Annotated in this window: 23 protein-coding genes; 10 read left to right on the plus strand and 13 right to left on the minus strand. The window is 63.0% G+C overall.

The window, feature by feature from the left end:
- Window positions 1-71: 71 nt before the first annotated feature.
- Window positions 72-4,856 carry an NAD-glutamate dehydrogenase gene (locus NKH91_RS07900; protein ID WP_352883967.1) on the minus strand — a complete coding sequence of 1,595 codons (4,785 nt, stop codon included), beginning with the start codon at window positions 4,854-4,856 and terminating at the stop codon, window positions 72-74.
- Between the two features lie 134 nt (window positions 4,857-4,990).
- On the opposite strand from NKH91_RS07900, the gene NKH91_RS07905 reads away from it, so the two are divergent.
- Entirely contained in the window at window positions 4,991-5,554 is a 564-nt protein-coding gene (locus NKH91_RS07905) for a peroxidase-related enzyme (RefSeq protein ID WP_023719735.1), read from the plus strand.
- Window positions 5,555-5,677: 123 nt separating this feature from the next.
- Window positions 5,678-6,001, plus strand: coding sequence for a YciI family protein (locus NKH91_RS07910; protein ID WP_023678126.1), 324 nt, complete (start codon window positions 5,678-5,680; stop codon window positions 5,999-6,001).
- 9 nt (window positions 6,002-6,010) lie between these two features.
- On the opposite strand, the gene NKH91_RS07915 is transcribed toward NKH91_RS07910, so the two are convergent.
- Window positions 6,011-6,625 (minus strand): LysE family translocator, encoded by a 615-nt coding sequence (locus tag NKH91_RS07915; protein ID WP_352480973.1) that lies wholly within the window; start codon window positions 6,623-6,625, stop codon window positions 6,011-6,013.
- Between the two features lie 393 nt (window positions 6,626-7,018).
- Between NKH91_RS07915 and NKH91_RS07920 the strand changes: the two genes are divergently transcribed.
- Entirely contained in the window at window positions 7,019-7,645 is a 627-nt protein-coding gene (locus NKH91_RS07920) for a DUF1062 domain-containing protein (protein ID WP_352480974.1), read from the plus strand.
- Between the two features lie 57 nt (window positions 7,646-7,702).
- On the opposite strand, the gene typA is transcribed toward NKH91_RS07920, so the two are convergent.
- Window positions 7,703-9,532, minus strand: coding sequence for a translational GTPase TypA (gene typA, locus NKH91_RS07925; protein WP_023719738.1), 1,830 nt, complete (start codon window positions 9,530-9,532; stop codon window positions 7,703-7,705).
- A gap of 198 nt (window positions 9,533-9,730) precedes the next feature.
- Here typA and NKH91_RS07930 point away from each other — a divergent pair, with 198 nt between their 5' ends.
- On the plus strand, window positions 9,731-10,012 hold the full coding sequence (locus tag NKH91_RS07930) for a hypothetical protein (RefSeq protein WP_352480975.1): 282 nt from the start codon (window positions 9,731-9,733) through the stop codon (window positions 10,010-10,012).
- Between the two features lie 46 nt (window positions 10,013-10,058).
- Here NKH91_RS07930 and NKH91_RS07935 read toward each other — a convergent pair whose 3' ends face one another.
- Both NKH91_RS07935 and NKH91_RS07940 read right to left on the minus strand, forming a co-directional pair.
- Complete coding sequence (locus tag NKH91_RS07935; protein WP_352787997.1) at window positions 10,059-11,633, minus strand: alkaline phosphatase D family protein; 1,575 nt, start codon at window positions 11,631-11,633, stop codon at window positions 10,059-10,061.
- Window positions 11,634-11,999: 366 nt separating this feature from the next.
- Window positions 12,000-13,283 (minus strand): MFS transporter, encoded by a 1,284-nt coding sequence (locus tag NKH91_RS07940; protein ID WP_352494109.1) that lies wholly within the window; start codon window positions 13,281-13,283, stop codon window positions 12,000-12,002.
- Between the two features lie 82 nt (window positions 13,284-13,365).
- Here NKH91_RS07940 and NKH91_RS07945 point away from each other — a divergent pair, with 82 nt between their 5' ends.
- Window positions 13,366-13,971, plus strand: a complete 606-nt coding sequence (locus NKH91_RS07945; RefSeq protein WP_352845279.1) for a TetR/AcrR family transcriptional regulator — start codon at window positions 13,366-13,368, stop codon at window positions 13,969-13,971.
- Window positions 13,972-14,068: 97 nt separating this feature from the next.
- The gene (locus NKH91_RS07950) at window positions 14,069-14,659 is read left to right on the plus strand and encodes a hypothetical protein (protein ID WP_352845280.1); all 591 of its coding nucleotides are present in this window, start codon (window positions 14,069-14,071) and stop codon (window positions 14,657-14,659) included.
- 17 nt (window positions 14,660-14,676) lie between these two features.
- Here the strand turns inward: NKH91_RS07950 and ppa are convergent, their stop codons facing one another.
- The 6 genes from ppa to NKH91_RS07980 all read right to left on the minus strand — a co-directional run bounded on the left by ppa (window position 14,677) and on the right by NKH91_RS07980 (window position 19,022).
- Complete coding sequence (gene ppa, locus NKH91_RS07955; RefSeq protein WP_023721304.1) at window positions 14,677-15,207, minus strand: inorganic diphosphatase; 531 nt, start codon at window positions 15,205-15,207, stop codon at window positions 14,677-14,679.
- A 115-nt stretch (window positions 15,208-15,322) separates the two neighbouring features.
- Window positions 15,323-15,829, minus strand: a complete 507-nt coding sequence (locus NKH91_RS07960; protein WP_023678138.1) for a GNAT family N-acetyltransferase — start codon at window positions 15,827-15,829, stop codon at window positions 15,323-15,325.
- Between the two features lie 117 nt (window positions 15,830-15,946).
- Complete coding sequence (locus NKH91_RS07965) at window positions 15,947-16,585, minus strand: TPM domain-containing protein (RefSeq protein ID WP_352494107.1); 639 nt, start codon at window positions 16,583-16,585, stop codon at window positions 15,947-15,949.
- Between the two features lie 10 nt (window positions 16,586-16,595).
- Window positions 16,596-17,438 carry a TPM domain-containing protein gene (locus NKH91_RS07970; protein ID WP_352845502.1) on the minus strand — a complete coding sequence of 281 codons (843 nt, stop codon included), beginning with the start codon at window positions 17,436-17,438 and terminating at the stop codon, window positions 16,596-16,598.
- Between the two features lie 50 nt (window positions 17,439-17,488).
- The gene (locus NKH91_RS07975; protein ID WP_502895830.1) at window positions 17,489-18,298 is read right to left on the minus strand and encodes a TPM domain-containing protein; all 810 of its coding nucleotides are present in this window, start codon (window positions 18,296-18,298) and stop codon (window positions 17,489-17,491) included.
- 85 nt (window positions 18,299-18,383) lie between these two features.
- Entirely contained in the window at window positions 18,384-19,022 is a 639-nt protein-coding gene (locus NKH91_RS07980) for a LemA family protein (protein WP_352883965.1), read from the minus strand.
- Between the two features lie 162 nt (window positions 19,023-19,184).
- Between NKH91_RS07980 and NKH91_RS07985 the strand changes: the two genes are divergently transcribed.
- The 3 genes from NKH91_RS07985 (at window position 19,185) to NKH91_RS07995 (ending at window position 21,192) form a co-directional block, all read left to right on the plus strand.
- Complete coding sequence (locus tag NKH91_RS07985; RefSeq protein WP_023721310.1) at window positions 19,185-19,436, plus strand: hypothetical protein; 252 nt, start codon at window positions 19,185-19,187, stop codon at window positions 19,434-19,436.
- 11 nt (window positions 19,437-19,447) lie between these two features.
- A complete protein-coding gene (pdxY, locus tag NKH91_RS07990) occupies window positions 19,448-20,332 on the plus strand; it encodes a pyridoxal kinase PdxY (protein ID WP_023721311.1) in 885 nt (294 codons plus the stop codon).
- Window positions 20,333-20,439: 107 nt separating this feature from the next.
- Window positions 20,440-21,192 carry a DUF429 domain-containing protein gene (locus NKH91_RS07995; protein ID WP_502898978.1) on the plus strand — a complete coding sequence of 251 codons (753 nt, stop codon included), beginning with the start codon at window positions 20,440-20,442 and terminating at the stop codon, window positions 21,190-21,192.
- A gap of 31 nt (window positions 21,193-21,223) precedes the next feature.
- Here NKH91_RS07995 and NKH91_RS08000 read toward each other — a convergent pair whose 3' ends face one another.
- Window positions 21,224-22,426, minus strand: coding sequence for an aromatic ring-hydroxylating oxygenase subunit alpha (locus tag NKH91_RS08000; protein ID WP_352480981.1), 1,203 nt, complete (start codon window positions 22,424-22,426; stop codon window positions 21,224-21,226).
- A 420-nt stretch (window positions 22,427-22,846) separates the two neighbouring features.
- On the opposite strand from NKH91_RS08000, the gene NKH91_RS08005 reads away from it, so the two are divergent.
- Window positions 22,847-23,251 carry a hypothetical protein gene (locus NKH91_RS08005; RefSeq protein ID WP_023721314.1) on the plus strand — a complete coding sequence of 135 codons (405 nt, stop codon included), beginning with the start codon at window positions 22,847-22,849 and terminating at the stop codon, window positions 23,249-23,251.
- A 93-nt stretch (window positions 23,252-23,344) separates the two neighbouring features.
- On the opposite strand, the gene NKH91_RS08010 is transcribed toward NKH91_RS08005, so the two are convergent.
- On the minus strand, window positions 23,345-25,432 hold the full coding sequence (locus tag NKH91_RS08010; protein ID WP_352845281.1) for a PAS domain S-box protein: 2,088 nt from the start codon (window positions 25,430-25,432) through the stop codon (window positions 23,345-23,347).
- Between the last annotated feature and the right edge of the window lie 28 nt (window positions 25,433-25,460).

Consider the following 25,460-nt stretch of genomic DNA (forward strand, 5'->3'; position numbering starts at 1 on the left):
CCCCAACGCCGCGCGCCGTTCGCTCTATAGCGCAGTTCTTCCCGGCAATCCCGCGCGATGTGGAAGACTTCTCACAGCGCCGTCAGATCACTCATCAGGCCGGACGCCACCGACAGCCGGGACACGGTGATGTCGCCGCCCTCGGTCAGCGCCTGCAGCCGCTCGCGGATGCGTCCGACCCGTTCGCCGCCGGACTCCAACCATCCAGTCACCGGATCCGCCGCCTCGGCATGGCCGGTGAGTGCCGCCACGGCGATGCCGCGCCTGGCCGCCCCAATCGTGTCGGTGGCGCGGGAAAGGGCCAGCTGATCGTAATAATCCGAGGGCGTGATCGAGCGCGCCGCGTCCTCGACGCGCGGGATGCGGAAGACATCGCTGACTGCAAAGAACGCCTTGGCGGCAGCGACGATGCCGGCACTCGCCGTCCGCGCCGTCAGCGCGATGTCGGGGATGAGTTCCGCCACGTCGGTCAGCGCCAGCTGTTCGGCAAGACTCTCCGGCGCGCCGCCCTTCGACAGGCCGTGCCGCCGCTCCTCGATCCGCTCGCGAGAGAAGGCCGGCAGCAGCGACACGAGCTTCGGCTCCAACGCCTTGCGCGCATCCTGCAATTCGGTGATCCGCTGCCCGAGCGGCGCGGTGCCGGCATCGTTCTTCAGGTACCAGCCGCTGGTCACATAGATCAGCCGGCTGACCGCCTGATAGAGGTCGAGCTGGATCTGTCCGTCGATCTGGTTGTCGAGCGCGTCGATCTGCCGGTAGAGCGCCGGCAGCGCAAAGCCATCCCGCACCACGGCGAAGGTGCGCACGACATCGGCGGCACTGCGGCCAGTCGCTTCCTGCAGCCTGTTGACGAAGGACGGGCCGCCGCGATTGACCAGATCATTGGCGACGACACGGGCGATGATCTCGCGGCGCAGCCGATGGCCGTGGATTTCTCCCGCATATTTCTTCGCCATGCGATCGGGGAAATAGCCCATCAGATCACGGTCGAAATGCGGATCGTCCGGCACGTCGCTGGCGACGATATCGGAAAACAGCACGATCTTGGCATAGGCGAGCAGCACGCCGAGCTCGGCCCGGGTCAGCGGCTCACCGCGCGTCTCGCGCTCGGCAAAGGCCGCCGGCGACGGCAGCGCCTCGACGGCACGGTCGAGCAGTCCGCGCGCCTCCAGCGCCGCCATGAAGCGGCTCTGATGGGCGATGTCGGCGAGCCCGCGCTTACGGGCAAGGGACAGCGCCAGCGTCTGCTGGTAATTGTTGGACAGCACCAGGGCGCTGACCTCATCGGTCATCTCGGCCAGCAATTTGTTGCGCGCCGGCCGGGTCAGCGATCCCTTGCGCATGGCGGAAGCCAGCGCGATCTTGATGTTGACCTCGACGTCGGAGCAATTCACGCCGCCCGAATTGTCGATCGCATCTGAGTTGCAGCGGCCGCCATTCAATCCGAATTCGATGCGCGCCCGCTGCGTGACGCCGAGATTGGCCCCCTCACCGATGACCTTGGCACGCAGGTCGAGCGCGGTGATGCGGATCGCGTCATTGGCACGGTCGCCGACGTCCTGGTTGGTCTCGCCCGATGCCCTGACATAGGTGCCGATGCCGCCAAACCACAAAAGGTCTGCCGGCGCCTTGAGAATGGCACTCATGATCTCGACTGGCGTGGCCGTTGTCTTGCCGAGGCCGATCGCCGCAGCCGCGGGCGCCGGCAAGGTGATCGACTTCTGGCTGCGCGAGACGATGATGCCGCCCTCCGACAGCTTCGTCTTGTCGTAATCCTGCCAGCTTGAACGGGCGAGAGCGAACATACGCCGGCGCTCGGCCATCGAAGCCGCCATGTCGGGATCGGGATCGATGAAGATGTCGCGATGATCAAAGGCGGCTATCAGCCGGGTCTGCTCCGACAGCAGCATGCCGTTGCCGAACACGTCGCCCGACATGTCGCCGACGCCGACGACAGTGAACGGCGTGGTTTGGATGTCGCGGTTCATCTCGCGGAAATGCCGCTTGACTGCTTCCCAGGCGCCCTTCGCGGTGATGCCCATCTTCTTGTGGTCGTATCCGGCCGAACCGCCGCTGGCGAAAGCGTCGTCGAGCCAGAAGCCGTGCCTTTCGCTTATGGCGTTGGCGGTGTCCGAGAAGGTCGCCGTTCCCTTGTCCGCGGCGACGACGAAGTACGGATCATCCTGATCGCGCCGCACCACGCCGGCTGGCGGGATGACGCCGTCCAGGCCGATATTGTCGGTGATCGACAACAGGCTGGAAACGTAATTCTTGTAGGCGGCCGTGCCGGCCTCGAAAATGGCGTCGCGCCCGGCGCTCATCGGCAGCTTTTTCGGGTAGAAGCCGCCCTTGGCGCCAACCGGCACGATCACCGCATTCTTGACCTGCTGTGCCTTGACCAGGCCAAGCACCTCGGTGCGATAGTCCTGCGCACGGTCCGACCAGCGCAGGCCGCCGCGCGCGACCGGGCCGAAGCGCAGATGCACGCCCTCGACCTCGGAGCCATAGACGAAGATCTCGCGCCATGGCCGCGGCGCCGGCAGCCCGTCGACCGATTGCGAATCGAGCTTGATCGCCAGTGATTGGCCCTTCTCTTTCGTATCGGCAACGAAATGATTGGTGCGCAGCGAGGCTTCGATCAGGTTCAGATAACGTCGGATGATGGTGTCGTCGTCGATGTTGGGAACGTCTTCCAGCGCATCCGTGATCTTGGCCTTCAGATGTTTGGCCTGAACGACGCCTTCCGTCTCATCCGTCGGGCCGAGGCGGGCGACGAACAGCGCATGCAGTCCGCGGGCGATCTCGGGATAGCGGTTGAGTGCGGCGGCGATGAAATCCTGGCTCTGCGGGATACCGGCCTGCTGCAGATAGCGGCCATAGGCGCGCAGGACCGTGATCTCGCCCGACCACAGGCCTGCGGTCTGGGCGAGGCCGTTATAGCCGTCATTGTCGACATTGCCGCGCCAGACGGAAAGGAACGCGTCCTCGAACAGCGCGCCGCCAATGCCGAGGTCGATCGGCCTGCCGTAGCTGTTCTCAAGTTCCATGTCGTGGATGAAGACCATGCCGGATTGATTGTCGCCGACCTCGAAAGTACGCTCGCTGATGACGCGGAAACCGATGTTTTCCAGCACGGGCACGCGCCGCGACAGCGCCACCGGGCTGCCATGGTGATAGATTTTCAGCGCCGCCTGATGCGGCTTCTGGTCGGCGTGACGGTAATAGTCGATGGCGATCGGATTTGACGCATCGAGCCTGGCGATGCGCCCGGCATCGGCCAGCGCCACGGCCGGCGGGAAACTGTCGCGATAACTTTCCGAAAAGCGCGAGGCGATGGCCGTTAGCTTCGCGTCGGCCCCGGTCTCGGTCGCGGTCTCGCGCAGTGCATCGTCCCAGGTCCGTACGATGTCGCGAATCGCCGCCTCGATCGTCGCCTGCTCGACCTTCGGCGTCTTGCCGCCGGAGCGGCCGATGATGAAGTGGACGCGCGCCAGCCCGCCTTCCGGGAAGGCCGGATAATAGGCCGACAGCCGGCCTTCGAAGACGGTCTTCAGATAGGTGCCGATCTTCTCGCGCACGACGCTGTCGTAACGGTCGCGCGGCACGAAGACGAGTACAGAGACGAAGCGGTCGAACTGGTCGACACGCACCAATGCCCTGACGCGCGGCCGCTCGATCAAGCCCAGTATGGCTTCGGCATGCTTGCGCAGGATCGGCACCGGAACCTGGAACAACTCGTCGCGCGGATAGCTCTCCAGCACGTTGATCAATGCTTTGCCGGAGTGGTCGCCGGGATTGAAGCCGGATTTGGCAATGACGGTTTCGGCCTTCGAGCGCAGATAGGGGATTTTCATCACCGAGCGCGTATAAGCAGTCGAGGTGAACAGTCCGACGATGCGCAGCTCGCCTGAAAGCACGCCTTTGCCGGTGTAGGTCTTGACGCCGATGTAGTCGAGGTAGATGCGGCGGTGCACCGATGACTTGGCGTTGGCCTTGGTGACGATCAGCGGTTCCGGCCCATGCAGGAAGGCGCGGATTTCCGGCGTCGTGCTCACCGCTTCGGTGCCACGCCTGAGCACCAGCACGTCGGGATCGGAAAGGATGCCGAGGCCGGGCTTTTCGGCACGCTCGAGCATGCCGCTCTTCTCGCCGCCGGTGTATTTGAATTCACGCATGCCTAGAAAGGTGAAATTGTCGTCGCGCAGCCATTCGAGGAAGGCGATCGCCTCGGTGACATGGGCCTTGTCGAGCGGCACCGGCGAGTAGCGGAATTCCGAGATCGCTTGGTCGAGGCGGGCAAGCATCGGCTTCCAGTCGATGACGGCGGCGCGCACCTGACCGAGCAGCTTCGTCAGGCGTGCGGAAAGGCCTTCGGCCTGCTCGGCCGAAAGGCGGCCGATATGGACATGGATGACGCTCAGCCGGTCATGGCTGTGCTCGCCCTTGGCATAACCGCCATCGCCGAGGATTTCCTCGACGCCGTTCTTGCCGTGCCTGACCACGATGACCGGGTGGGTAACCAGCAGCGGCTCGCCGGCGCTCTCTGTAATCTCACCGAGGACGGAATCGAACAGGAACGGCATGTTGTCGTTGACGACGGTGATCACCGTCATCGGCCGGCCTTGGCGGACGACACCGGAATCGACGTCTATGGCAACGACGCAGTCGTCCTTCTTGTGCCGGGCGACAGCGCGGCCGGCGAGTTCGGCAGCGCGTTCGAGATCGATGACGTCGTAGGCGGCGACATCTTCGGCCGGAGCTCGGGCCAGCAAGTAGTCGGCAAGCCTGCCGGGCTTTTCGCTGCCCTTGGCCGGACTCATCTTTTTCAACTGGCTTGCGGATTTCAGGCCGGCCATGAGCTAATTCCCTCCCGTCATGTTTTTACAACTATCGTAGCAGATGACGGGTATTTGGCGACAAAGGTTTGACGGCTTGCGACGAAATGTCGGAATTCACCGGCAGCCTGGCGGAAAACGAGGAGAAATCCCCTATGACAGACAAAATCACCGCGCTTGACCTCGCACCGGCGGAGCTGAGCGAAGCGACCAACGCCTATTTCGCCAAATGCCGGGAGAAGCTCGGCCTCGTTCCCAATGTGCTGCTCGCCTACGCCTTCGACGAGAAGAAGCTGCGCGCTTTCACCGACATGTACAATGATTTGATGCTGGGTGAATCCGGCCTGTCGAAGCTGGAGCGAGAGATGATCGCGGTGGTCGTCTCATCGGTCAACCATTGCTATTATTGCCTGGTTGCACATGGCGCGGCGGTGCGCCAGCTTTCCGGCGACCCGGCCTTCGGCGAGATGATGGTGATGAATTTTCGCGCCGCCGAGCTGTCAGACAGGCAGCGCGCCATGCTCGAATTCGCGGTGAAGCTGACCGAGCAGCCGGCAAAGATCGTCGCAGCCGACCGGGCGGCGCTGCGGCAAGTGGGCTTTTCCGACCGCGACATCTGGGATATCGCCTCGACTGCCGCGTTCTTCAACATGTCGAACCGGCTGGCATCGGCGATCGATATGCGGCCGAACGATGAATATCACGCGATGGCGCGATAGGGCACCGCGGTCGTATATATTAGCTACATCGCATTCTCGTTGCTTGTTTGCCGGTTTGGTCCGATGATCGGCATGCGGCATGACCGCATGCCGGTTCGATGCCGCCGATCAAAGGAGGAGAACATGGCGAAATTTCTCTACGTCTATCACGGCTCGGGCAAGATGCCGACCGAGGAGGCCGAACGGAAGGCAGCGATGGATGCCTGGAACGGCTGGTACGGCAAGCTTGGCTCAGCCGTGGTCGACGGTGGCAATCCAGTCGGCATGTCGAAGACCCTGCTGCCCGGCGGCAAGGTCGAGAACAATGGCGGCAGCAATCCAACCGCCGGTTACACCATCATCGAAGCGAAAGACATCGACGATGCCGTCGGCAAAGCCAAGGATTGTCCTATCCTGACGGACCCGGGTTTCAGCGTCGAGATTGCGCCGATAATCGAAATGGGTTGACGCCCCGGCTCAGGACCGCGCCGCGATCGCCGCCGCAGCGCCGGCCATGGTGCCGGCGCTGACGCGGTTGGCGATCTTCATCGCCCGTTTGCTCCTCAAGAGCTTGCGCGCCTGCGATGCGGCGAGCACCCAGGTCAAATCGATGGCGACCAGCACCACGGCCATGGTCGCCGTCAGCTCGACCCAGCCGATCACGCTGACTGAACCGAGATCGATGATGGTCGGCAGCAGCGCCAGATAGAACATCATGATCTTGGGGTTGCCGAGCGTTACCGCCATGCCGGCAAAGAACAGTCTGACGGGCGAATCTTCGCGCGGCAGCGAACCTTCTTTTGCCTCGACCGGTGCGGTCCACATCTTCCAGGCAAGCCAGGCGAGATAGACGACGCCAACCCATTTCACGACGACAAAGGCGAAGTGGAACGTCTGCGCCACCACGGCGAGGCCAAACACCGCCAGTGATAGCCAGATCGCTTCGCCGATCCACATGGCAAGCAGGAACGGAAACACGTCGCGAAACCCTTTTGCGATGACCCGCGCCACAAGTGCGGCAATCGACGGGCCCGGCGAGCCGGCGGCAACAAGCAGGGCGCCGGCAAAAATCAGAAGCGACGTGAAATGCATGACGCGGATCTCGTTAGAAATTTTTGGACGCTTCAACATAACCCAACTGTTCCAGCGACGGTAGCGTCCACCGAAAGAAGGCTTGTCGGCCAGGCACCTCGCGGCTAGAAGTGTCGTCTCGAAATCCTTTCCGAGCTTCACTTTGCCTACGTAACCGCCGGTCTCGCCAACTCCCCCGACACAGAGCAGGGCGTCGCAGTCGCGGTGCCTGTTTTCACATCATCTGTTCTTCAGGGTGGCGGTTCGAGACCGGTTTGGCACTGCTGAACCGCTGTCGCGCATAACCCGCGACACCTGATTTCCAACTGCCGCAGTCTCTCGCCACGCCGTGCCCGCAGGGGCATCTCGACATCGCCGATCTGACGAACTTCCCGACGGGAAGGGCTTTTCGGCATGCCTTCGATACTGCGTATCCGCTGGACGATCGCGCCCAAGACCGCACCGCGACCTCACCTCAACTGCAATCGCTGCGGCGGTCTGAAAGCCTATCGCTGCAGCGGCAAATTCCGGGTCAATGCCAATGGCAAACGCATTGATGCCTGGTTGATCTACCGCTGCATCGATTGCGACAATTCCTGGAATTTCGGCATTCTGGAGCGATGCAGTCGCCGCGATATCGAACCGGCAATATTGCAGGCGCTCGAACGCAACGATCCGGTCCTGGCGCGGCGCCATGCTTTCGATATTGCCGCACTGCGAAGCAGGATCGGGCGCGTCGAGGAGTTTCCTGAAGCCGCCGTTCATAAGCAGGTGCTCGGGGACAGGCCGGAAAACACCGCCGCCCTCGAACTCCAGCTCGAGCTCGAAATGCCGACAGCGCTGCGGCTCGACCGGTTGCTCGCCAACGAACTCGGTGTCTCGCGATCGCGGCTTCAGGTTTGGGAAGAGAAGCGATTGCTGGTGGTTGGTCCGGATGGGGCCAAAGCCTTGCGCAGGCCGGCCCGGGCGGGAACGGCGATCCGCATCGACCTGTCTAGCGATCCAGACCGGGACGGCATTATCGCGGCTGCCGGCGGGTAAGATAAAGGGAGGAAGCACGCACGTGCTCCCTCCCTCATAGTGGCTGAGAAAAGTGGCTTACGCCGCGCCGACCACTTTCGCCGACTTCTCGAAACGCTTGCGCTCGTTCGGGTCGAGATAGAGCTTGCGCAGGCGGATGGTCTTCGGCGTCACCTCGACCAGCTCGTCGTCCTGGATCCAGGCCAGCGCGCGTTCCAGCGTCATGCGGATCGGCGGCGTCAGTTTTACCGCCTCGTCCTTGCCGGCGGCGCGGATATTGGTCAGCTTCTTGCCCTTGAGCACATTGACTTCGAGGTCGTTGTCCCTGGAATGGATACCGATGATCATGCCCTGATAGACCTTGACGCCTGGGTCGATGACCATCGGGCCGCGGTCTTCCAGGTTCCACATGGCATAAGCCACCGATTCACCCTGTTCGTTGGAGATCAGCACGCCGTTGGTGCGGCCCGGCAGCTCACCCTTGTAAGGCTCGTAGGCATGGAACAGCCGGTTCATCACGGCGGTGCCGCGCGTGTCGGTCAGCAGTTCCGACTGGTAGCCGATCAGGCCGCGCGTCGGCGCGTGGAAGACGATGCGCTGGCGATTGCCGCCCGAAGGGCGCAGCTCGACCATCTCGGCCTTGCGCTCCGACATTTTTTGCACGACGACGCCGGCATGCTCCTCGTCAACGTCGATGACGACTTCCTCGACCGGCTCCAGCAATTCGCCGTTCTCGCCCTTCTGCATGACGACGCGCGGCCGCGACACGGCGATCTCAAAACCTTCGCGGCGCATCGTCTCGATCAGCACGGCCAGCTGCAATTCGCCGCGTCCGGAGACGAAGAACGAATCCTTGTCCGGCGATTCCTCGATCTTCAGCGCGACATTGCCTTCGGCCTCGCGCAGCAGGCGGTCCCGGATGACGCGGCTGGTCACCTTGTCGCCTTCGGTGCCCGCCAGCGGTGAATCGTTGACCAGGAATGACATCGTCACCGTCGGCGGATCGATAGGCTGCGCGTGCAGCGGCTCGGTCACCGACAGGTCGCAGAACGTGTCGGCGACGGTGCCTTTCGACAAGCCGGCGATGGCGACGATGTCGCCTGCCTGCGCTTCGTCGATCGGCTGGCGCTCGAGCCCGCGAAAAGCAAGGATCTTCGAGATGCGGCCGGTTTCGACCTGGGTGCCGTCATGGTGCAGCACCTTGACCGCCTGGTTGGATTTCAGCGTGCCGGATTCGATACGGCCGGTGATGATGCGGCCGAGGAACGGATTGGCTTCCAGAATGGTGCCGATCATGCGGAACGGGCCAGGATGAACGGTCGGCGCCGGCACGTGCTTGATGACGAGGTCGAACAGCGGCGCCAGAGCCTGGTCCTTCGGACCTTCGGGGTTTTCGGAGACCCAGCCGTCACGGCCCGAACCGTAAAGGATCGGGAAGTCGAGCTGCTCGTCGGTCGCGTCAAGCGCGGCAAACAGGTCGAACACCTCGTTGACCACCTCGACGTGGCGAGCATCCGGCCGGTCGATCTTGTTGATGACGACGATCGGCTTCAGTCCGACCTTGAGCGCCTTGCCGACGACGAATTTGGTCTGCGGCATCGGCCCCTCGGCGGCGTCGACCAGCACGATGGCCGAATCCACCATCGACAGGATGCGCTCGACCTCACCGCCGAAGTCGGCGTGGCCGGGCGTGTCGACGATGTTGATGCGGGTGCCCTTCCAGTCGACCGAGGTCGCCTTGGCCAGGATGGTGATGCCGCGTTCCTTTTCGAGATCGTTCGAATCCATGGCGCGCTCGGCGACGCGCTGGTTGTCGCGGAACGAGCCGGACTGTTTCAGGAGCTGGTCGACGAGGGTGGTTTTTCCATGGTCGACGTGCGCGATGATCGCGATATTGCGGATTTTCATGTTTTGGTCTCGGGAGCGTTGCAGGCAGCAGGCCAAAAGGCGCTGCCTCTTTCGGTTGGGCGGCTCATACAGGGTTTTTCGCAATTGCGAAAGAGGAGGCGAGTCACCAAATAAAGTCACCAAATCTTAAATGTCTTGGTGTGAAGTGGAATTATTAACCAAGGCGGAACCTTTCATGGTCCGGGCAGTTCGAATTTCATGATCGACGCAGGCAGCAGACTCCGGCCGATTTTGGCATGTAGCGCACTCGCCGTCCTCCTCGCGGCAGGCGCGGCGCAGTCGGCCGCGTCGTTCAAGGAGACGCGGACTGCCCTGCCGTCCGACAAGCGGTCGGCGGAGCAGCTTTTTGCCGATGCTCCCGATGGCGTCGACCCGGTGGTGACCGGGCCAGTCAGCGCCGCCTTCAAGCAAAGGCAGCAAAATGCCGGATGCGACGGCGCCGTCTGGCCCAACATTCCCGTCGTCTGCTATCCCGATTGATACACGTCCTACCCTCGGGCTGGCCCGAGGATAATGGTGCAGTCGCTCACGCCGACCGCACCGGATCGAGCGTGACCTTGTAGAGTTCGCTGTCGTCGCGATCCATCAGCCGCACCGTCAGCTGCTCTGTAGCGCCATCGATATCGACAAGTCCGAAGAACTGCAGGCCGGCCGACGGCGGCAGGTTCTGACCCTGCTCGGCAGTCGGTGCCTTGATGAACTTCAGCTCCGGGCCGAAGGTCATGTCGAAACCATTCGGTCCGAACGTGCCTGAATGGATCGGACCCGAAACGAATTCCCAGAACGGATTGAAGTCCTGGAACTGCGCCTTGTCCGGATTGTAGTAATGCGCGGCCGTGTAATGCACGTCTGCGGTGAGCCAAACGGTATTGCTGATGCCCGCGTTCTTTATATAGCGAAGAAGGTCGGCAATTTCCAGCTCGCGCCCCTTGGCCGGGCCATTGTCGCCATTGCTGACTGCCTCGGCCCCGACCTTCTTGGTACCGTCATTCCAGACCACGAGGCCGAGCGGCATATCGGCGGCGATGATTTTCCACGTCGCGTTGGAATTTGCCAGCTCACGCTTCAACCACTTGATCTGCTGTTCGCCGAGGATGCGCGATTCAGGCGTCATCGTCTCCTGCATATCCGGACCGTTGGGGCCGCGGTAGGAACGCATGTCGAGGAAGAACACGTCGAGCAGCGGACCATAAGCGATTTTGCGGTAGACGCGGCCCGGCTCCGACGGTTCGTAGCGGATCGTCGTCATCTCGTGGAAGGCGCGCGCCGCACGTGCTGCCAGCACATGGATTGATTTTTCTGTGTAGCGGTCGTCGGCGCTCAGGTCCTTCGAGTCCGACCAGTTGTTAAGCACCTCATGGTCGTCCCACTGATAGAAAGTCGGGCAGATGGCACTGAGCGCAAGAACGTTCTTGTCCATCATGTTGTATTTCCACTGCGCCCGGTATTCGTCCAGCGTCTCGGCAACCTTGCGCTTTTCGTCGATCAGCACTGTGTTTTTCCACTTGCCGCCATTGGGCAGGTCGACTTCGTCCTTCATCGCACCATCGGCATAAATCGTATCGCCCGAATGCAGGAAGAAGTCGGGCGTGTGCTTGGCGATCGTGGCGTAGGTCTTCATGCCGGTCTCGTCGATGCCCCAGCCTTGGCCGGCGGTGTCGCCCGACCAGGCAAAGCGGATGTCACGCTTCGAGGCAGGTGCCGTGCGGAAGCGGCCGACGATCGGCTCGGAAACGGCGTTGATGTCGGCAAGATCGGCCGCGACCATGCGGTAGAAAATATCCTGGTCGGAGGCGAGATCGGTGAGCAGCCGCTTCACCGTATAGTCGCTGGCCGGCGAGGTATCGAGCGGCGCCAGGCGGACGGCATTGGCGAAACTTTCCGTCGACGACACTTCGAACATGACGCGCGACGGCCGGTCCGTGCGCGTCCAGACCATGCCGCTGGTCGCGTCGACGTCGCCGGACTGGATGCCATGGGTGAAGGCCGGGCGCTGATTGGCGCGCGAATAATAGGGAAGCGCAAGGCCCGACGCGCCGACCAGGCCAACGGCGCTGGCCGACGTGACGAAAGCGCGCCGCGTCATTGAAATCTTGTTCATGGCTGTCTCCTGGATGGCGTTGAACGTCGCCGCCAAGCTCCAGCTTCAATGTTTCAGGCACATTTCGAAACGATGAAGGTTTTCTGACATCAACAGGCTGGAAGGCTGGACCGCTCGGCGGCGAAGCTGCTGATCTCCCCCCTTGCGGGTCCCTTGCGGGGAAGATGGCCGGCAGGCCAGAGGGGGGCGCTGTCCCGCCGACGTACAAATCAGAAAGAAATCAGACGGAGCAGCGGAGTTTGGGCAGAATATTGCGTAAAGTCGGAGGCTGGCGAACCTTCGCGCCCCCTCTGCCCTGCCGGGCATCTCCCCCGCGAGGGGGGAGATCGGCAATTTGGCCGACGGCATCTCTCCTGCAACGAGAAGCTATGCCGCCTGCGGTTCAGGATCGAACGCCGGGCGGCTGGTGTTGATCAGCAGCGAGATGCAGGCGGCGGCTATTGCCGTCATGCCGGCGATCAGGAAGGCAAGCTCGTAATTGCCCTGCAACTCACGCATAGTGCCACCGAAAAAGGCCGCTGTCGCTGCGCCGACTTGATGGCCGGCGACGATCCAGCCGAAGACGATCGGCCCGCTGCGGTCGCCGAACGCCTCGTTGGAAAGCCGCAGCGTCGGCGGCACTGTGGCGATCCAGTCCAGTCCGTAAAATACGGCGAAGATGATCAGGCTGGTCGCCGAGAAGCCGGAATAGGGCAGATAGATCAGCGACAGGCCGCGAATGCCGTAATAGATGCCGAGCAGCTTGCGCGGGTCGAAACGGTCGGTGAGCCAGCCCGACAGCGTCGTGCCAATAAGATCGAAGATACCCATCATCGAGAGCAGGCCCGCGGCCTGCACTTCGCCGATGCCCATATCGCCGCAAAAGGCGATCAGGTGCGTGCCGACCAACCCGTTGGTGGTGAAGCCGCAAACGAAGAAGGTGGCGAACAGGTACCAGAACACACGCGTACCGGCGGCGCGGCGCAACGTGCTCAGCGTATGCGCGAGGAAATTGCCTTGCGCGGCCGGCGGCGACGGCGGCACGTCGTCGGCCTCGGCACCGTAACGCACCATGCCAATCGCGGCCGGACGCTCCGGCACCAGCATGTAAACCAGCGGCACCAAGGCGGCGGTGGCCACGGCAATGGCAATGGCGACCGGCTTCCAGCCACCCGACTGGGCGAGCGAGGCGAGCAGCGGCAGGAAGACCAGCAGCCCGGTGGCGCTGGACGCCGACATCAGTCCCATCACCAGGCCGCGATTGGTCTTGAACCAGCGGTTGACGATGGTCGCGCCGAGCACGGTGGCGACGGCGCCCGAGCTGATGCCGGAAAACACGCCCCAGGTGAGGAGCAGATGCCACGGCTTGGTCATTAGTAGGCTGAGCGCAGTCGATCCCGACATCAACAGGAGCGCGGCAAGCAAGGTGCGGCGCAGCCCGATCCGCTCCATCAGCGCCGCGGCAAACGGCCCGGTCAGGCCATAGAGGAAGATGCCGGTGGCCGCGGCCAGCGAGACGACGTCGCGCCGCCAGCCGAAACTATTCTCCAGCGGCAGCATCATGACTGCCGGTGCCGAACGCAGGCCCGCGGCGATCAGCAGGCAGAGGAAGATGACGGCGACCACGACGAAAGCGTAGCGCTGGCCAAACGGGCGGGATTGAGCTATCATGTTACTGACCGGTACGTTTCAGGTGTGCGGAACATACGTACCGACCGGTAACATTGTCAACCAGGCAATCGGCAAACCAGATATGAAAAGCATTGAACCAACGATCAAGGAGAATGGCGCACCGCTGCCTCGCGCCGCCGAACGGATTCTCCAGGTGGCGCGCGACCTGTTCTACCGGCAAGGCATCAGGGCGATCGGCGTCGACGAGATCGTACGGCGTGCCGGCGTCACCAAGCCAAGCCTCTACCGCAGCTTTCCGTCCAAGGATGAGTTGGCCGCATCCTATCTTCGGCACTATGACCTCGAATTCTGGGAGCGCTTCGACGAGGCGGTGAATGCCCATCCCGGCGATCCGCGCGCGCAGATCGTCGCCTTCCTGACGCGTGTCGGCAAGCGCACGCAAAGGCCCGACTATCGCGGCTGCGGCATGACCAATGCCGCGGTCGAATATCCCGAACACGGCCATCCGGCCCGCGTCGTGAGCGAGGCCAACAAGCAGGAATTGCGCCGGCGCCTGCGTGCCATGGCGGCGGCGATGGGCGCCGGCGACGCCGACACGCTGGGTGACGGGCTGCTGCTCCTGATCGAGGGCGCCTATATCAGCGGCCAGCTGTTCGGTGCCGGCGGACCGGCGCAGTCGGTGGCCCGCAACGCCGATCTTCTGATCGAGGCAAGCTTGAAGAGATAGCGTTCCGTTTACCAGACCACTGTGAGCAGCCTGACTTCGTCTAGGCTACCGCTGAATTTGACGGTACGCTGCGGCAGCCCGAACGGAGTTGTCCGCCATGCGCGCTCTTTTGATCCTGCTTGTCCTCGCCGGTTTCTGCCAGGCGGCCCGGGCTGGCGACATATCCAGCGTCTATACCGATCTCGTCTGGGAGAAGGACTGCGTGACTTATGCCCAGGCGGAGGAAGGCGACGGCGACTGGGCCGACCTCGCCTGTTCGGGCTATGGCGGCTACCCGGTGATGGTTTCCTACGACGACGCGCGGGAATCTCTGTTCTACGGGTTTCCACCTGGCGACATGACCACGGTCTGGGAAAGCTTTTCCGGCCTCAACTCGGCTGGACCCAAAGTCGAGTGGCGTATCGAAACCAAGGGCGATATGGCCGTTCCTTTCGCAGTCATCCATCGTCGCTCGATCAGCGATAGCGAGGGCGAGAACAAGTCGACGGAAGTGCTGATCGTCGCCAAGGTTGCCCAGCCTGGCGCCCACGAAGGCTGCACGATCGCTCTCGTGCTCGCCACCGGCAATCCCGCCGCCAACGATCAGGCGCGCAAGCTTGCCGACGAGAAGGCACGCACCTTCGCCTGCGGCAAGGACAAGCGCGTAGTGATCGGCGATGCGCCCGCTTTCGGCCGCGTCGATAACTGATTATTTGCGCCCGTTAATTACTTACGCTTGGCCCGCTCGATTGCCTCGACGATCATCTTCTTGGCATAGGCGGCATCGTACCAGCCCTCGATCTTGACCCATTTGCCGGGTTCGAGATCCTTGTAGTGCTCGAAAAAATGCTGCACTTGCTGGCGGGTAATGTCGGGCAATTGCGTGTATTCGTGAACGTCCTCATAGCGCAAGGTCAGCTTGGGCGAAGGCACCGCGATGACCTTCTCGTCCTGGCCGGCATTGTCCTCCATCACCAGCACGCCGATCGGCCGCACATTGATGACGCAGCCCGGCACCAGCGCGCGTGTGTTGCAGACCAGCACGTCGATCGGGTCGCCGTCGCCCGACAGCGTGTGCGGTACGAAACCGTAATTGCCGGGATAGCGCATCGACGTGTGCAGGAAGCGGTCGACGAACAGCGTGCCGGCCTCCTTGTCCATCTCGTACTTGATCGGCTCACCGCCGATCGGCACCTCGATAATGACGTTGACGTCCTCGGGCGGGTTCTTTCCGCTGGCAATCGCTTCGATACGCATCGCTTTATCCCTCTCTCGATTGAAGATCGATAGCGGGCGACGGCGAATGGTGCAATGCGGCGAATGGTACTGGGGGATCGTCCGAACCGAAACCGGTCGGATCATGCGCTGGCCGTCATTCCCAGACGAAAGCGACCTTCTTCAGCGCCTTCTGCTCGAATATCTCGACGCCCTCGGCCACATCGCGACCGCCGGCGCCGGCATAGAAGGCAAGTGCGTTCTGATTGTCTTCCAGCGCCCACACCACCATGCCCTTCAAGCCATGGTCGGCCAGCCGTGCCCGTGCCGCCGAGAACAGCCGGCTGCCGAGCCCGATGCCTTGATATTCCGGCCGCAGGTAAAGCTCGTAGATCTCGCCCTGCTGCCTGAGTTCGCGGGCACGGTTCTTGCCGATCGTCGCGTAGCCGGCAATTTTGCCGCCGATTTCGACGACCAGGACGGTGGCGGCGCGGCGAATGGCATTCGCCCACCAGTCGGCACCGCGGCGGTTGATCATCGATGTCAGAGTGCGGTGTGGGATGATGCCCGAATAGGCGCCGCGCCAGGCCTCGAGATGCACGTCGGCAATGGCGGCTGCATCGCGCGGCTCGGCTTTCCTGATGTCGATGCTCAGCGTATTCATGATTGGTTAACCATAAACCCGCGGCGCCCGATTGCAAGAGTCCGGTCAGCCACTGCGATGCTTTCGCACAGCCGAACGGTGGGTCCTTGAGACGCTGCAAAACCGCCTTTAGCGAGATCAAATCTCGACCAGATGGTCGTCCAGTTCGTTGCTGTCGCCGGTCGACACCGGAAAATGCTCGGCCAGTACCGCACCGACCGCTTCGACCGCCCTGACGAAGCCGTCGGCAAGCCGATCGTCGCCGGCATGCGCCGTAAGGTCGCGGACGACACCGTCCCAGACATGCTGGCCGACACGAGAATCGATGCCGCTGTCGGCGACCACTTCAGCATAGCGCTCGGCGATCGAGACGAACACCAGCACGCCGGTGCGCGCCGCGGTGCGGTGGACGTTGCGGGCGAGGAACTGCTTCATCGCATTGGCGTGGGCGGCCTGGTAGCGCAGCCGCCTCGGCACCAAATGGATGCGCAATGCGGGCAATGCCCACAACAGGATGAGCACACTGGCAAGCGCCAGAAGCTCGGCTATGACGAAATGCGGCAAGCGGATCGACAGCCACCAGGCTTCCAGCCCGTAACCGACGGCGAGGCTGACGACGAGCATGCCGAGCATCGCCATGAAGGCGGCCGGGAAGAAATAGCCGTCGCTTGCATGCGCCACGACGCAGTAGATCTCGCCGTCGGTCTTTGATTCGGCAGCGCGGATCGCATCGGCGATGCGCTCATGATCCTCGGGGCTGATCGGTCGTGTTGCCATGATTGATGTCTCACCAGCTTCCTGAAGAACCGCCGCCGCCGGACGAACCGCCGCCGCCGGAAAACCCGCCGCCGGAACTTCCTGACGACCAACCACTGCCTGAACTTCCCGACGACCAGCCACTGCCGGACGAGGTCCCCGACGTCCAGGCACCGCCACCGGAGGGTGACGAACCTGGCCCGCGGCCGTAGCGGAACGTCATGCCCAGCCACTTGTACACGCCCGGCGACAGTTTCGTGCCCAAGATCGGCGGCAGGAACGCCATTGCCAAGCCGCCGAAGAACATCGTCGCCCACAGGATGATGAACAGCATGAAGATGGGATCGACAGGATTGTCATTCGCCGGATTGCGCTTGCCGCGCGCCTCCAGCTCTTCGGGATTGCCTTCCAGCACCATGATCATGTCGTCGACGGCCTTGCTGATGCCGCCTGAGAAATCGCCGGCACGGAAGGCCGGCACCATGTCGTTTTCGATGATCAACTTGGTGTGCAGGTCGGTCAGCGTGCCTTCAAGCCCATAGCCGACCTCGATGCGCATCTTGCGGTCGTTCGGCGCCACCAGAAGCAGGACGCCGTTGTTCTCCTTCGCCTGGCCGAGTTTCCAGGCGCGAAACAACCGGTTGGCGTAAGGCTCGATCTCCTCGCCGTCGAGGCTGGGAATGGTCGCGACGACGATCTGGTCGGACCCCTTGGTCTCGAAATCGGCAAGCTTCTGCGTCAGCGCCACCTCGGTCGCGGCATCGATGATGCCGGCATTGTCGACGACCCGTCCGGTCAGCGCCGGCAATTCGGCGGCGAAGGCCGCGAAGCCGAACAGCAGCACCGCTATGGCCAACAGCGCGGTGCCGGTCATTTTGATGAAACGGCCGGATTCCACCGGGCTGACGGCGTGTCTTGTCATCGTCACCAGCTTCCCGAGGAGCCGCCGCCGCCGGACGAACCGCCGCCGCCGGAAAACCCGCCACCGCTTGAACCCGACGACCATCCCCCGCCGGAACCTCCCGACCAGCCGCCGGACGACCGCCGGCTCGGCTCGAAGGTCATGCCCAGCCAGCGATAGCGGCCGGGACCGATCTTCTGGCCGAAGATCGGCGGCAGGATGGAGGCTGCGAGGCCGCCGAAAAAGATGATTGCCCAGATGGCTATGAAGATGGTGAAGAACAGATCGTCGCTGTTGAACGGCGGCTGCTGGTTGCGTTCGCCGCGCGCTTCCAGCTCTTCGGGATTGCCTTCCAGCACCATGATCATGTCGTCGAGAGCCTTGCTGATGCCGCCGGAGAAATCGCCGGCACGGAAGGCCGGCACCATGTCATTTTCGATGATCAACTTGGTGTGCAGGTCAGTCAGCGTGCCTTCAAGCCCATAGCCGACCTCAATGCGCATCTTGCGGTCGTTCGGCGCCACCAGCAAAAGCACGCCGTTGTTCTCCTTCGCCTGGCCGAGTTTCCAGGCGCGAAACAACCGGTTGGCGTAAGGCTCGATCTCCTCGCCGTCGAGGCTGGGAATGGTCGCAACGACGATCTGGTCCGAACCCTTGGTCTCGAAATCGGCAAGCTTCTGCGTCAGCGCCGCCTTGGTCGCGGCATCGATGATGCCGGCATTGTCGACGACCCGTCCGGTCAGCGCCGGCAATTCGGCCGCGAGAACGGTGAGAGGGAGGAGGAGAAAGCTTAGAACGAAGCCAAAAAAAATCCGGCCGGCATTTCTTCCCACCCCCCTCTGTGGGGAGATGGCCGGCAGGACAGAGGGGGGTGGGACGGAGTACAAGGCCAACGGGAACAGACCCGCTAAGCGCCGTTCACCCGCCCTGCTGCGTGCCGAAATCGACCTTCGGCGGCTGCATCTTGTCCTCCTCGATGGTGAAATTCGCAAACGGCTGGTTGCCGCGGAACCACAAGGTCGCCCAGATCACCGACGGGAAGGTCCTCAGCGTCAGATTGTACTCTCTCACCGCCTGGATATAGTCGCGGCGGGCGACCGTGATGCGGTTCTCGGTGCCTTCGAGTTGTGCTTGCAGCGCCAGAAAGTTCTGGTTGGCCTTGAGATCGGGATAGTTCTCCACCACCGCCAGCAGGCGCGACAGCGCCCTGGTCAGGCCGGCCTGGCTGTCCTGGAATTTCTTGAAGGCTTCCGGATTGTTCAGCGTTTCCGGCGTCACGGTCACCTGCGTCGCCTTGGCGCGCGCTTCGACCACGGCATCGAGCGTGTCCTTCTCGTGCGCGGCATAGCCCTTGACCGTGTTGACCAGATTGGGGATGAGATCGGCGCGGCGCTGGTATTGATTCAACACCTCGCTCCATGCGGCCTTGGCGTTTTCCTCAGCCGTCGGGATGGTGTTGTAGCCGCAGCCGGCAAGCAGCGGCAGCATGACGGCCATCACCAGGAACGCAGCTAAATTACGGAAGATTGGCGGTAAAGCAAGGCGCTGGACAAGCATGATAAGGTCCCCTCGATAGCATTGGCACGCGAAGCATTAGCACAATCCTTGCGCAAGAAAATGACTTCGGCCGAGAAGCGTTACTGGTTTCTACCATTCGCCGTCAGGCCCTGTGACAGACGAGGCGAACGGGTTAAGCTCGGCATGAAACGGGATATCACCATGGCGAAACGCCACGACAGCGACGCGGAATCGCGCCGCATCATCGAACGGGTGGCGCGCGAGACCGACCCGGGCGGCACCTCGTTCCTCGCACGAACCGCCAGAGGCGCGCGCGACCACGTCACAGCGGCCGATGCCGACCGATCGGACCCGATCGAATATTGGGGCACCCGTATTGGTCGGGCGGCAGGCTTGCTTATTGCCATCGGCCTGTTGATCTGGCTCGTGCTTTTCATCACCAGGGGCGGTTAGGACAAAGATCAATGAGCGCCGAAAAAGCCGACGCGCCGCGCGCGGTCATCGTCGTCTCCAGCCATGTCGCACGTGGCTCGGTCGGCAACCGTGCCGCCGTGTTTGCGCTGGAGACGCTGGGGTTTCCGGTTTGGGCGGTGCCGACCGTCATTCTGCCCTGGCATCCGGGGCACGGCCGGGCCACCCGCATCGTGCCGCCGCTGGACCAGTTCAAGGCGCTGATGACCGACCTCGAGCGCGCGCCGTGGCTGGGCGAGGTCGGCGCCGTGCTGTCCGGCTATCTCGGCGAGGCTGGCCAGGCCGAAGCCGTCGCTTCGCTGGTCGGCGCCGTCAAGGCGAAGACGCCGGACGCCCTCTATATCTGCGACCCGGTGATGGGCGATTCGGGCGGCCTCTACGTACCTGAGCCGACCGCAATCGCCATGCGCGACCGGCTGATGCCGATCGCCGATATCGCCACGCCCAACCGCTACGAGCTGGAATGGATGGCCGGAGCGCCGCTGCCCGACCTGAAATCGGCAATGGCTGCTGCCCTGCAAGCCGGCCCACCGGCCATGCTGGTCACTTCGGCACCGGCGATGATGGCCGGCGGCATCGGCAATTTGCTGCTCAACGGCAGAGAGGCGCTGCTTGCCGAACACCGGCTAATCGACAAGCCTCCGAATGGGCTCGGCGACCTGACGGCGGCCGTCTACCTGGCGCGCATCCTGTCCGGCCAAACGGCCGCCAAGGCGCTGCAATCGACCACGGCAGCGGTCTACGAGATCCTGGCGCGCACCGCCAAGCGCGGCGGCGACGAATTGCAGCTCGAGACCGATGCCCAGAGCCTGTCGCACCCGATGGCGATGGTGCAGCTTCGCCATCTCCTGCATCCGGGACGGGATCGCCGGGCGTGACGCAGGCCGAAGACGCCGTGCCCCAGGATGATGCGCCCAAGGGTGCTGCGCCCGACCATGTTGTGCCTGGGGATGTTGTGCCCGAGGATGTTGCGCCTAGGGATGTTGTGCTTGTCGGCGTCGACGGTTGCAAGACCGGCTGGATAGCCGTCCGCCGCGATTCCGGTGCCGCACCGTCGACAGCCGTTTTCCCAAGCTTCGCGGCGTTGCTCGACCAGCTACCCGTCAATGCAATCGTAGCGGTCGATATGCCGATCGGCCTGCCCGATTTCTCGCAAAGAGGCGGTCGCGGTCCGGAGGCGCTGGTGCGGCCATTTCTTGGCGCCCGGCAATCCAGTGTCTTTGCCATCCCCTCCCGCGCCGCGCTCTATGCGGAGATCGAAGCCTTCACCACGGTCGAAGCCTGGTACGCGGCACATCGCAGGGCAAGTGACGTGGCCAAGACGACCTCAGATCCGCCGCGCGGTGTCTCGAGCCAGGCCTTCGGCATCTTTGCCAAGATCCGTGAGATCGATTCGCTGCTGATCGCGCGGCCCGAACTGCGCAGCCGCGTCTTCGAATCGCATCCGGAAGTTGCCTTCTGCAGACTGAACGGCGACCGGGCGATGCGTCTGCCGAAGAAGATCAAGGGCAACATCAATCCGGCCGGCATGGCCGAACGCAAGGCGCTGCTTGCCCGGCATGGTTATGGCCAGCATTTTCTCGACCAGAGGCCGCCGCGCGGCGCGGCCACCGACGATTTCCTCGATGCCGCGGCGATGATGCTGATTGCCGGCCGCATCGCCAGAGGCGAGGCAATGCCGTTTCCGGATCCGCCGCTCGCCGATCGTTTCGGCATTCCCGTCGCCATCTGGGCTTGAGGACCAGGGCTAACGTTTTAGGTGGCATGCGTCAGGAGCGTGATCTGAGCGCCTCGTTGAGCGCCCACATATCCTTCTCCTCGGGCGCGGTCTCCAATCCGAGCACGGGAATTTGCTTGCGCAAATGGTCGTGGTGGGTGCGCACGCCATATTCGAGATCGGAGAGGTAAAAACCTCCGAAGGCTTCTGACAGCATGGATTCGTTGGACCATATCGAAAGCTGTACATCTTCGGCCAGCGTGTCGCGGTCGATGCGGTAGGATAGGTAGCGGGCAGCCGCCTGCTCCCTGCTCTCGTCGCGATAGCGGTAGATGGCGCCGCGCAGCAGCGTCTCACCCGTCGACAGCGGGAACTCCTGATAGAACTGCACCGACTCCGGCATGATCGACAGCGCGTTGTTCGGGAAGATGCCGTAATAGATCCAGGCCTTGCGCAGGTGCTCCGGCAGTTGCTTCGCCTCGGGTGCGAGCTTGATGTATTGCGCGACGCTCCAGCGCCGTCCGGCATGCGGGTTGTAAGTGGCGAACGAGCGCGACACGCCGTTGACGAACGGCTCGTCGAAGTAGGTCGCGCCATAAAGATCCTGCAGCGCCGGATGCGCCATGGCGACGTGGTAGCCTTCATTGTCGACGTCGCGCACCGACTTCCAGTTGACCGGCGTCTTTTGGGTCCAGATGCCCCAGGACGGCACCATCTCGGCGACGCCGTAATGGGCAATCTCGGCTTCGATCGGCTTCAACAGCTCGGCAACGGATGGCTGCGGGCCACCCTTGCGGAAGCGGATGAAGATGAAGCCCATCCAGATTTCGAGCTCGAGCGGCATCAGGCCGAATTCGGTCTTGTCGAGGTCGGGGAAGGACCGCGGGCGGGCAGCGCCGCGCAACGTGCCGTCGAGATTGTAGACCCAGCCATGAAAGGGGCAGACCAGCGCATTCTTGCAAGTGCCTTGGCTATCGGCAACGACGCGACTGCCGCGGTGGCGGCACATATTGTTGAAGGCGCGCACCACGCCATCCTTGCCGCGCACGATCAGCGCCCGCTCGCCGACCACATCCATCGTCAGATAGTCGCCGGCGTTCGGCAGGTCGCAGACATGGCCGGCGATCTGCCAGTGATTGCGGAAGACGTGCTCTTTCTCGAGTTCGAGCAAGGCGTCGGAATGATAGCTCCAGCCCGGCAGGCCCCGCCGATCCCAATCGTTGGGGATTGCCACGTCACGCAGATGCGGGTTCATAAAAGGCTCTTATTTATTGAATGGCCGTTCAATACAAGCATATTTTCTGTTGAAATGCAATAGTTTGCGAGAATAGGGCGAATTCCCGACGCGAAACCGATCGGTAATTGAGAGCCGAGCTCGAACGATCGAAGCCGGGAAAATCCCGGGAATTCCGGGCATTAATCCCCTTACGCTTGTTGAGCGCCCAGCCCTCCGTGGACCGGAAAAGTCGACGTGGATCCGGTGCCGTGGATAGCGGAAAACGAGCGCTGAATGTCACCGGTGCGGCCAGCTACGCATCATCGGTTTGCCCCCGGAATGGCCGCGGGCCTGGTTTCATGCCGGTTACACAATCGTTAATCCATCATCGTTGGCCCGTTACAAGGTGCGGTTAAGTTCGTTTCAACAGGGAAAAGAAGAACACCGAAGGAAACGACGATGCATACGAAAACCCAGATCACCGACAACGACCATCGCCTGCAGGGTCCGCAGCGCAACGACCGGCGCCCGAAGCTGGCGCTGCGCCAGCGCGCCAGCGATCACCCGATGGCGATGTTCCTGCTGCTTGCCGCTGCCGCGTTTGCCGGCATGGCGTTCACGCCGACCGTCGGTCCGGCCTTCGCCTCGCTGAACCCGCCGGTCAACCTCATCGACGGCGCGACGACCACGACCAAGACGGCGCGCCTGCCGATCCCGGACATCGATTTTGCCTGCAAGGGTCAGGCCTGGGGCGCCGAGAGCCTGGACTGCCTGCGCGCCATCGCTGCCCAGTCGGGCAAGGCACGGCCCGTCCGCATGATCGCCAACGCCGCCCCGCTGGCCGATACGCCGAACGTTTTTTGATCTTTTCGCGAGCGCCCTCCAGCACTCCAGTCAGGCTCCCGCCGCAATGTCGGCTGGGAGCCTTTTTTCTTTCCTTTTTGTCGCTCTGGGAGTCTAGCCGCCCAAAGCGACCTGCTCGGCAATGGCCGAGAGCACGCCGCGCACATCCAGCGTGCTGAACGGCTTTTCGAGGATTGGCGGCCGCTGCGGCGCCGGCAGCGCCTCGATTTCGCCTTTTGCGCCGATCAGATCGCCGGTGACAAGCACGAAACGCCGCGCCAGATCCGGCATTTCGGCAAGCAGCTCGCGATAGGCGGCTATGCCGCTGGTGCCGGGCATGCGCAAATCGGAAAACACGATGTCCGGCGGCATGTGGCCGCTCAGGGTCGCGGCGGCCGAGACCCAGGCCGGCACGATCCGCGACTTGATGCCCATCAACTCCAGAATGTCGGACAGCGACGCCGCGACATCCGGCTCATCGTCTATGATCAGCGCGTGACGCAAGCCGCTCGACCGCGACGGACTGTCGCCGGCGGCGACCGCGCCGGCAGCGATCGCCGGCAACTGCACGACAAAACGCACGCCTCTCGGCGAAACCTCCTCGAACCAGATATTGCCATTGTGCCGCTCGATGATCGATTTGGAAATCGACAGGCCGATACCGGTACCGACGCCGACTGGCTTGGTGGTGAAATAGGATTCGAATATGCGTGCGCGTATCGCTTCCGGCACGCCTGGCCCGTTGTCCTCGACCGAGAATCCGGGATTGCCGCGGTCGCTGCGAAACGTCCGGACCTTGATCCGCCGGTCGCCGGCAATGCCGGCCAAGGCATGCTGGCTGTTGATGAGGAAGTTGGCGGCTACCTGCGTCACGTGGTCGGCATCGGCCATGGCCAGCAGCGGGCCGCCGGCGAAATCGGTGTCGATGATGATGCCGCTTGATCGCGCGCCATAGGCGGTCACTTCGAGTGCCGCGCGGATCACCTGGTTGAGGTCGGTCTCGGCCTGCGCCGTCGGGTGCAGGCGGACCATCGACAGGAAGCTTTTGACGATACGGCCGCAGCGCTCGGCAGCGGCGCGCACCTTTTCGGCGCGTACTTTGGTCTGCGGATCGGCGGCGAATTCATGCAGCAGCGTCGACTGGGCGACGACCACGGCCAGCGGGTTGTTGAGCTCGTGCGAAACGCCCGCAAGCAGCGAGCCCATCGCCGCCATCTTCTCGTTCTGGTGCAGTTTTTCGCGCTGACGGTTGATTTCCTCCTCAGCGCGCAATCTGTCGCGCAGGTCGCGGATGGAGCCGAAGATCAGATGGCGATCGGCGACCCGCATCTCGGTCGCCGTCAGCTCGATCGGAAAAACCTCGCCGGCGGCATTCTGGGTGACCGTTTCGAGCCGCTGGCCGACCATCGGCGCGCCGCGGCCCGACATGTATTCGGCGCCCGACGCATAGCCTTTGCGGTAATATTCCGGCACGACCGTGTCGAGCAGGTCCTTGCCGAGGATATCGCTGCGTCGATAGCCGAACATCTTCTCGGCGGCCGGATTGAATTCGATGATCGAGCCGGTCTCGTCGATGACGATGATGGCGTCGAGCGAGGCCTGCAGCATGGTGCGGCGAATGACGTCACTGGCATGCGCGTCGGAGGGCGACCGTTCGATGGCGTCGCCAATGGCGAGTGCCACCATGTGCAGCGCCGCCTCTTCCTGGTCGGTCCATTCGCGTTCGTTGACGCAGTCGTTGACCGCCAGCGTGCCCCACAAATTGCCGTGCGAAAAGACCGACACCGACAGGAACGACTTGATGTTCTGCTTTTCGAAATCGGTCCGCAGAAAGCCTTCGAGATCGCGTGTGTGCCCGGCGAATATCTTGCCTTGGCGCTCGTCCTCCGCCAGCTGTTCCAACAATGGGTCCGAATCGACGACCGACTGCATGATGACGGTCGGTGACGCCAGCTCGCCGCCAAACCGGGGGGCGATCCAATAAGCGGCGACCGACTGGGCGAAGCCCTGGCCGGGCAGTTCGCGCAGGCGAAACAGGATGCCGCGGTGACAATCCATGGCTTCGCAAAGCGTTTGGAGGATACCCTCCATCTCGCGCTGCCAGTCGCCGGCTTCGCGCAGCCGGCGAACCACATGCACGGCCGCCATCGCCGCGCCCTGCCTGGCGCCCTGCGAGTCCGCGCGTGCTGTTTCAGCCGTCATGGTCATTTCCTGGCCGTGGCTTGCTCAA

The organism is Mesorhizobium sp. M0894 (genome assembly GCF_040319725.1).
Lineage (GTDB): Bacteria > Pseudomonadota > Alphaproteobacteria > Rhizobiales > Rhizobiaceae > Mesorhizobium.

Bases quoted from the DNA above. Each gene is read 5' to 3' on its own strand.
- NKH91_RS07900 (WP_352883967.1), bottom strand. From the start codon at position 4,856: ATGGCCGGCCTGAAATCCGCAAGCCAGTTGAAAAAGATGAGTCCGGCC.
- NKH91_RS07905 (WP_023719735.1), top strand. From the start codon at position 4,991: ATGACAGACAAAATCACCGCGCTTGACCTCGCACCGGCGGAGCTGAGC.
- NKH91_RS07910 (WP_023678126.1), top strand. From the start codon at position 5,678: ATGGCGAAATTTCTCTACGTCTATCACGGCTCGGGCAAGATGCCGACC.
- NKH91_RS07915 (WP_352480973.1), bottom strand. From the start codon at position 6,625: ATGCATTTCACGTCGCTTCTGATTTTTGCCGGCGCCCTGCTTGTTGCC.
- NKH91_RS07920 (WP_352480974.1), top strand. From the start codon at position 7,019: ATGCCTTCGATACTGCGTATCCGCTGGACGATCGCGCCCAAGACCGCA.
- typA (WP_023719738.1), bottom strand. From the start codon at position 9,532: ATGAAAATCCGCAATATCGCGATCATCGCGCACGTCGACCATGGAAAA.
- NKH91_RS07930 (WP_352480975.1), top strand. From the start codon at position 9,731: ATGATCGACGCAGGCAGCAGACTCCGGCCGATTTTGGCATGTAGCGCA.
- NKH91_RS07935 (WP_352787997.1), bottom strand. From the start codon at position 11,633: ATGAACAAGATTTCAATGACGCGGCGCGCTTTCGTCACGTCGGCCAGC.
- NKH91_RS07940 (WP_352494109.1), bottom strand. From the start codon at position 13,283: ATGATAGCTCAATCCCGCCCGTTTGGCCAGCGCTACGCTTTCGTCGTG.
- NKH91_RS07945 (WP_352845279.1), top strand. From the start codon at position 13,366: ATGAAAAGCATTGAACCAACGATCAAGGAGAATGGCGCACCGCTGCCT.
- NKH91_RS07950 (WP_352845280.1), top strand. From the start codon at position 14,069: ATGCGCGCTCTTTTGATCCTGCTTGTCCTCGCCGGTTTCTGCCAGGCG.
- ppa (WP_023721304.1), bottom strand. From the start codon at position 15,207: ATGCGTATCGAAGCGATTGCCAGCGGAAAGAACCCGCCCGAGGACGTC.
- NKH91_RS07960 (WP_023678138.1), bottom strand. From the start codon at position 15,829: ATGAATACGCTGAGCATCGACATCAGGAAAGCCGAGCCGCGCGATGCA.
- NKH91_RS07965 (WP_352494107.1), bottom strand. From the start codon at position 16,585: ATGGCAACACGACCGATCAGCCCCGAGGATCATGAGCGCATCGCCGAT.
- NKH91_RS07970 (WP_352845502.1), bottom strand. From the start codon at position 17,438: ATGACCGGCACCGCGCTGTTGGCCATAGCGGTGCTGCTGTTCGGCTTC.
- NKH91_RS07980 (WP_352883965.1), bottom strand. From the start codon at position 19,022: ATGCTTGTCCAGCGCCTTGCTTTACCGCCAATCTTCCGTAATTTAGCT.
- NKH91_RS07985 (WP_023721310.1), top strand. From the start codon at position 19,185: ATGGCGAAACGCCACGACAGCGACGCGGAATCGCGCCGCATCATCGAA.
- pdxY (WP_023721311.1), top strand. From the start codon at position 19,448: ATGAGCGCCGAAAAAGCCGACGCGCCGCGCGCGGTCATCGTCGTCTCC.
- NKH91_RS08000 (WP_352480981.1), bottom strand. From the start codon at position 22,426: ATGAACCCGCATCTGCGTGACGTGGCAATCCCCAACGATTGGGATCGG.
- NKH91_RS08005 (WP_023721314.1), top strand. From the start codon at position 22,847: ATGCATACGAAAACCCAGATCACCGACAACGACCATCGCCTGCAGGGT.
- NKH91_RS08010 (WP_352845281.1), bottom strand. From the start codon at position 25,432: ATGACGGCTGAAACAGCACGCGCGGACTCGCAGGGCGCCAGGCAGGGC.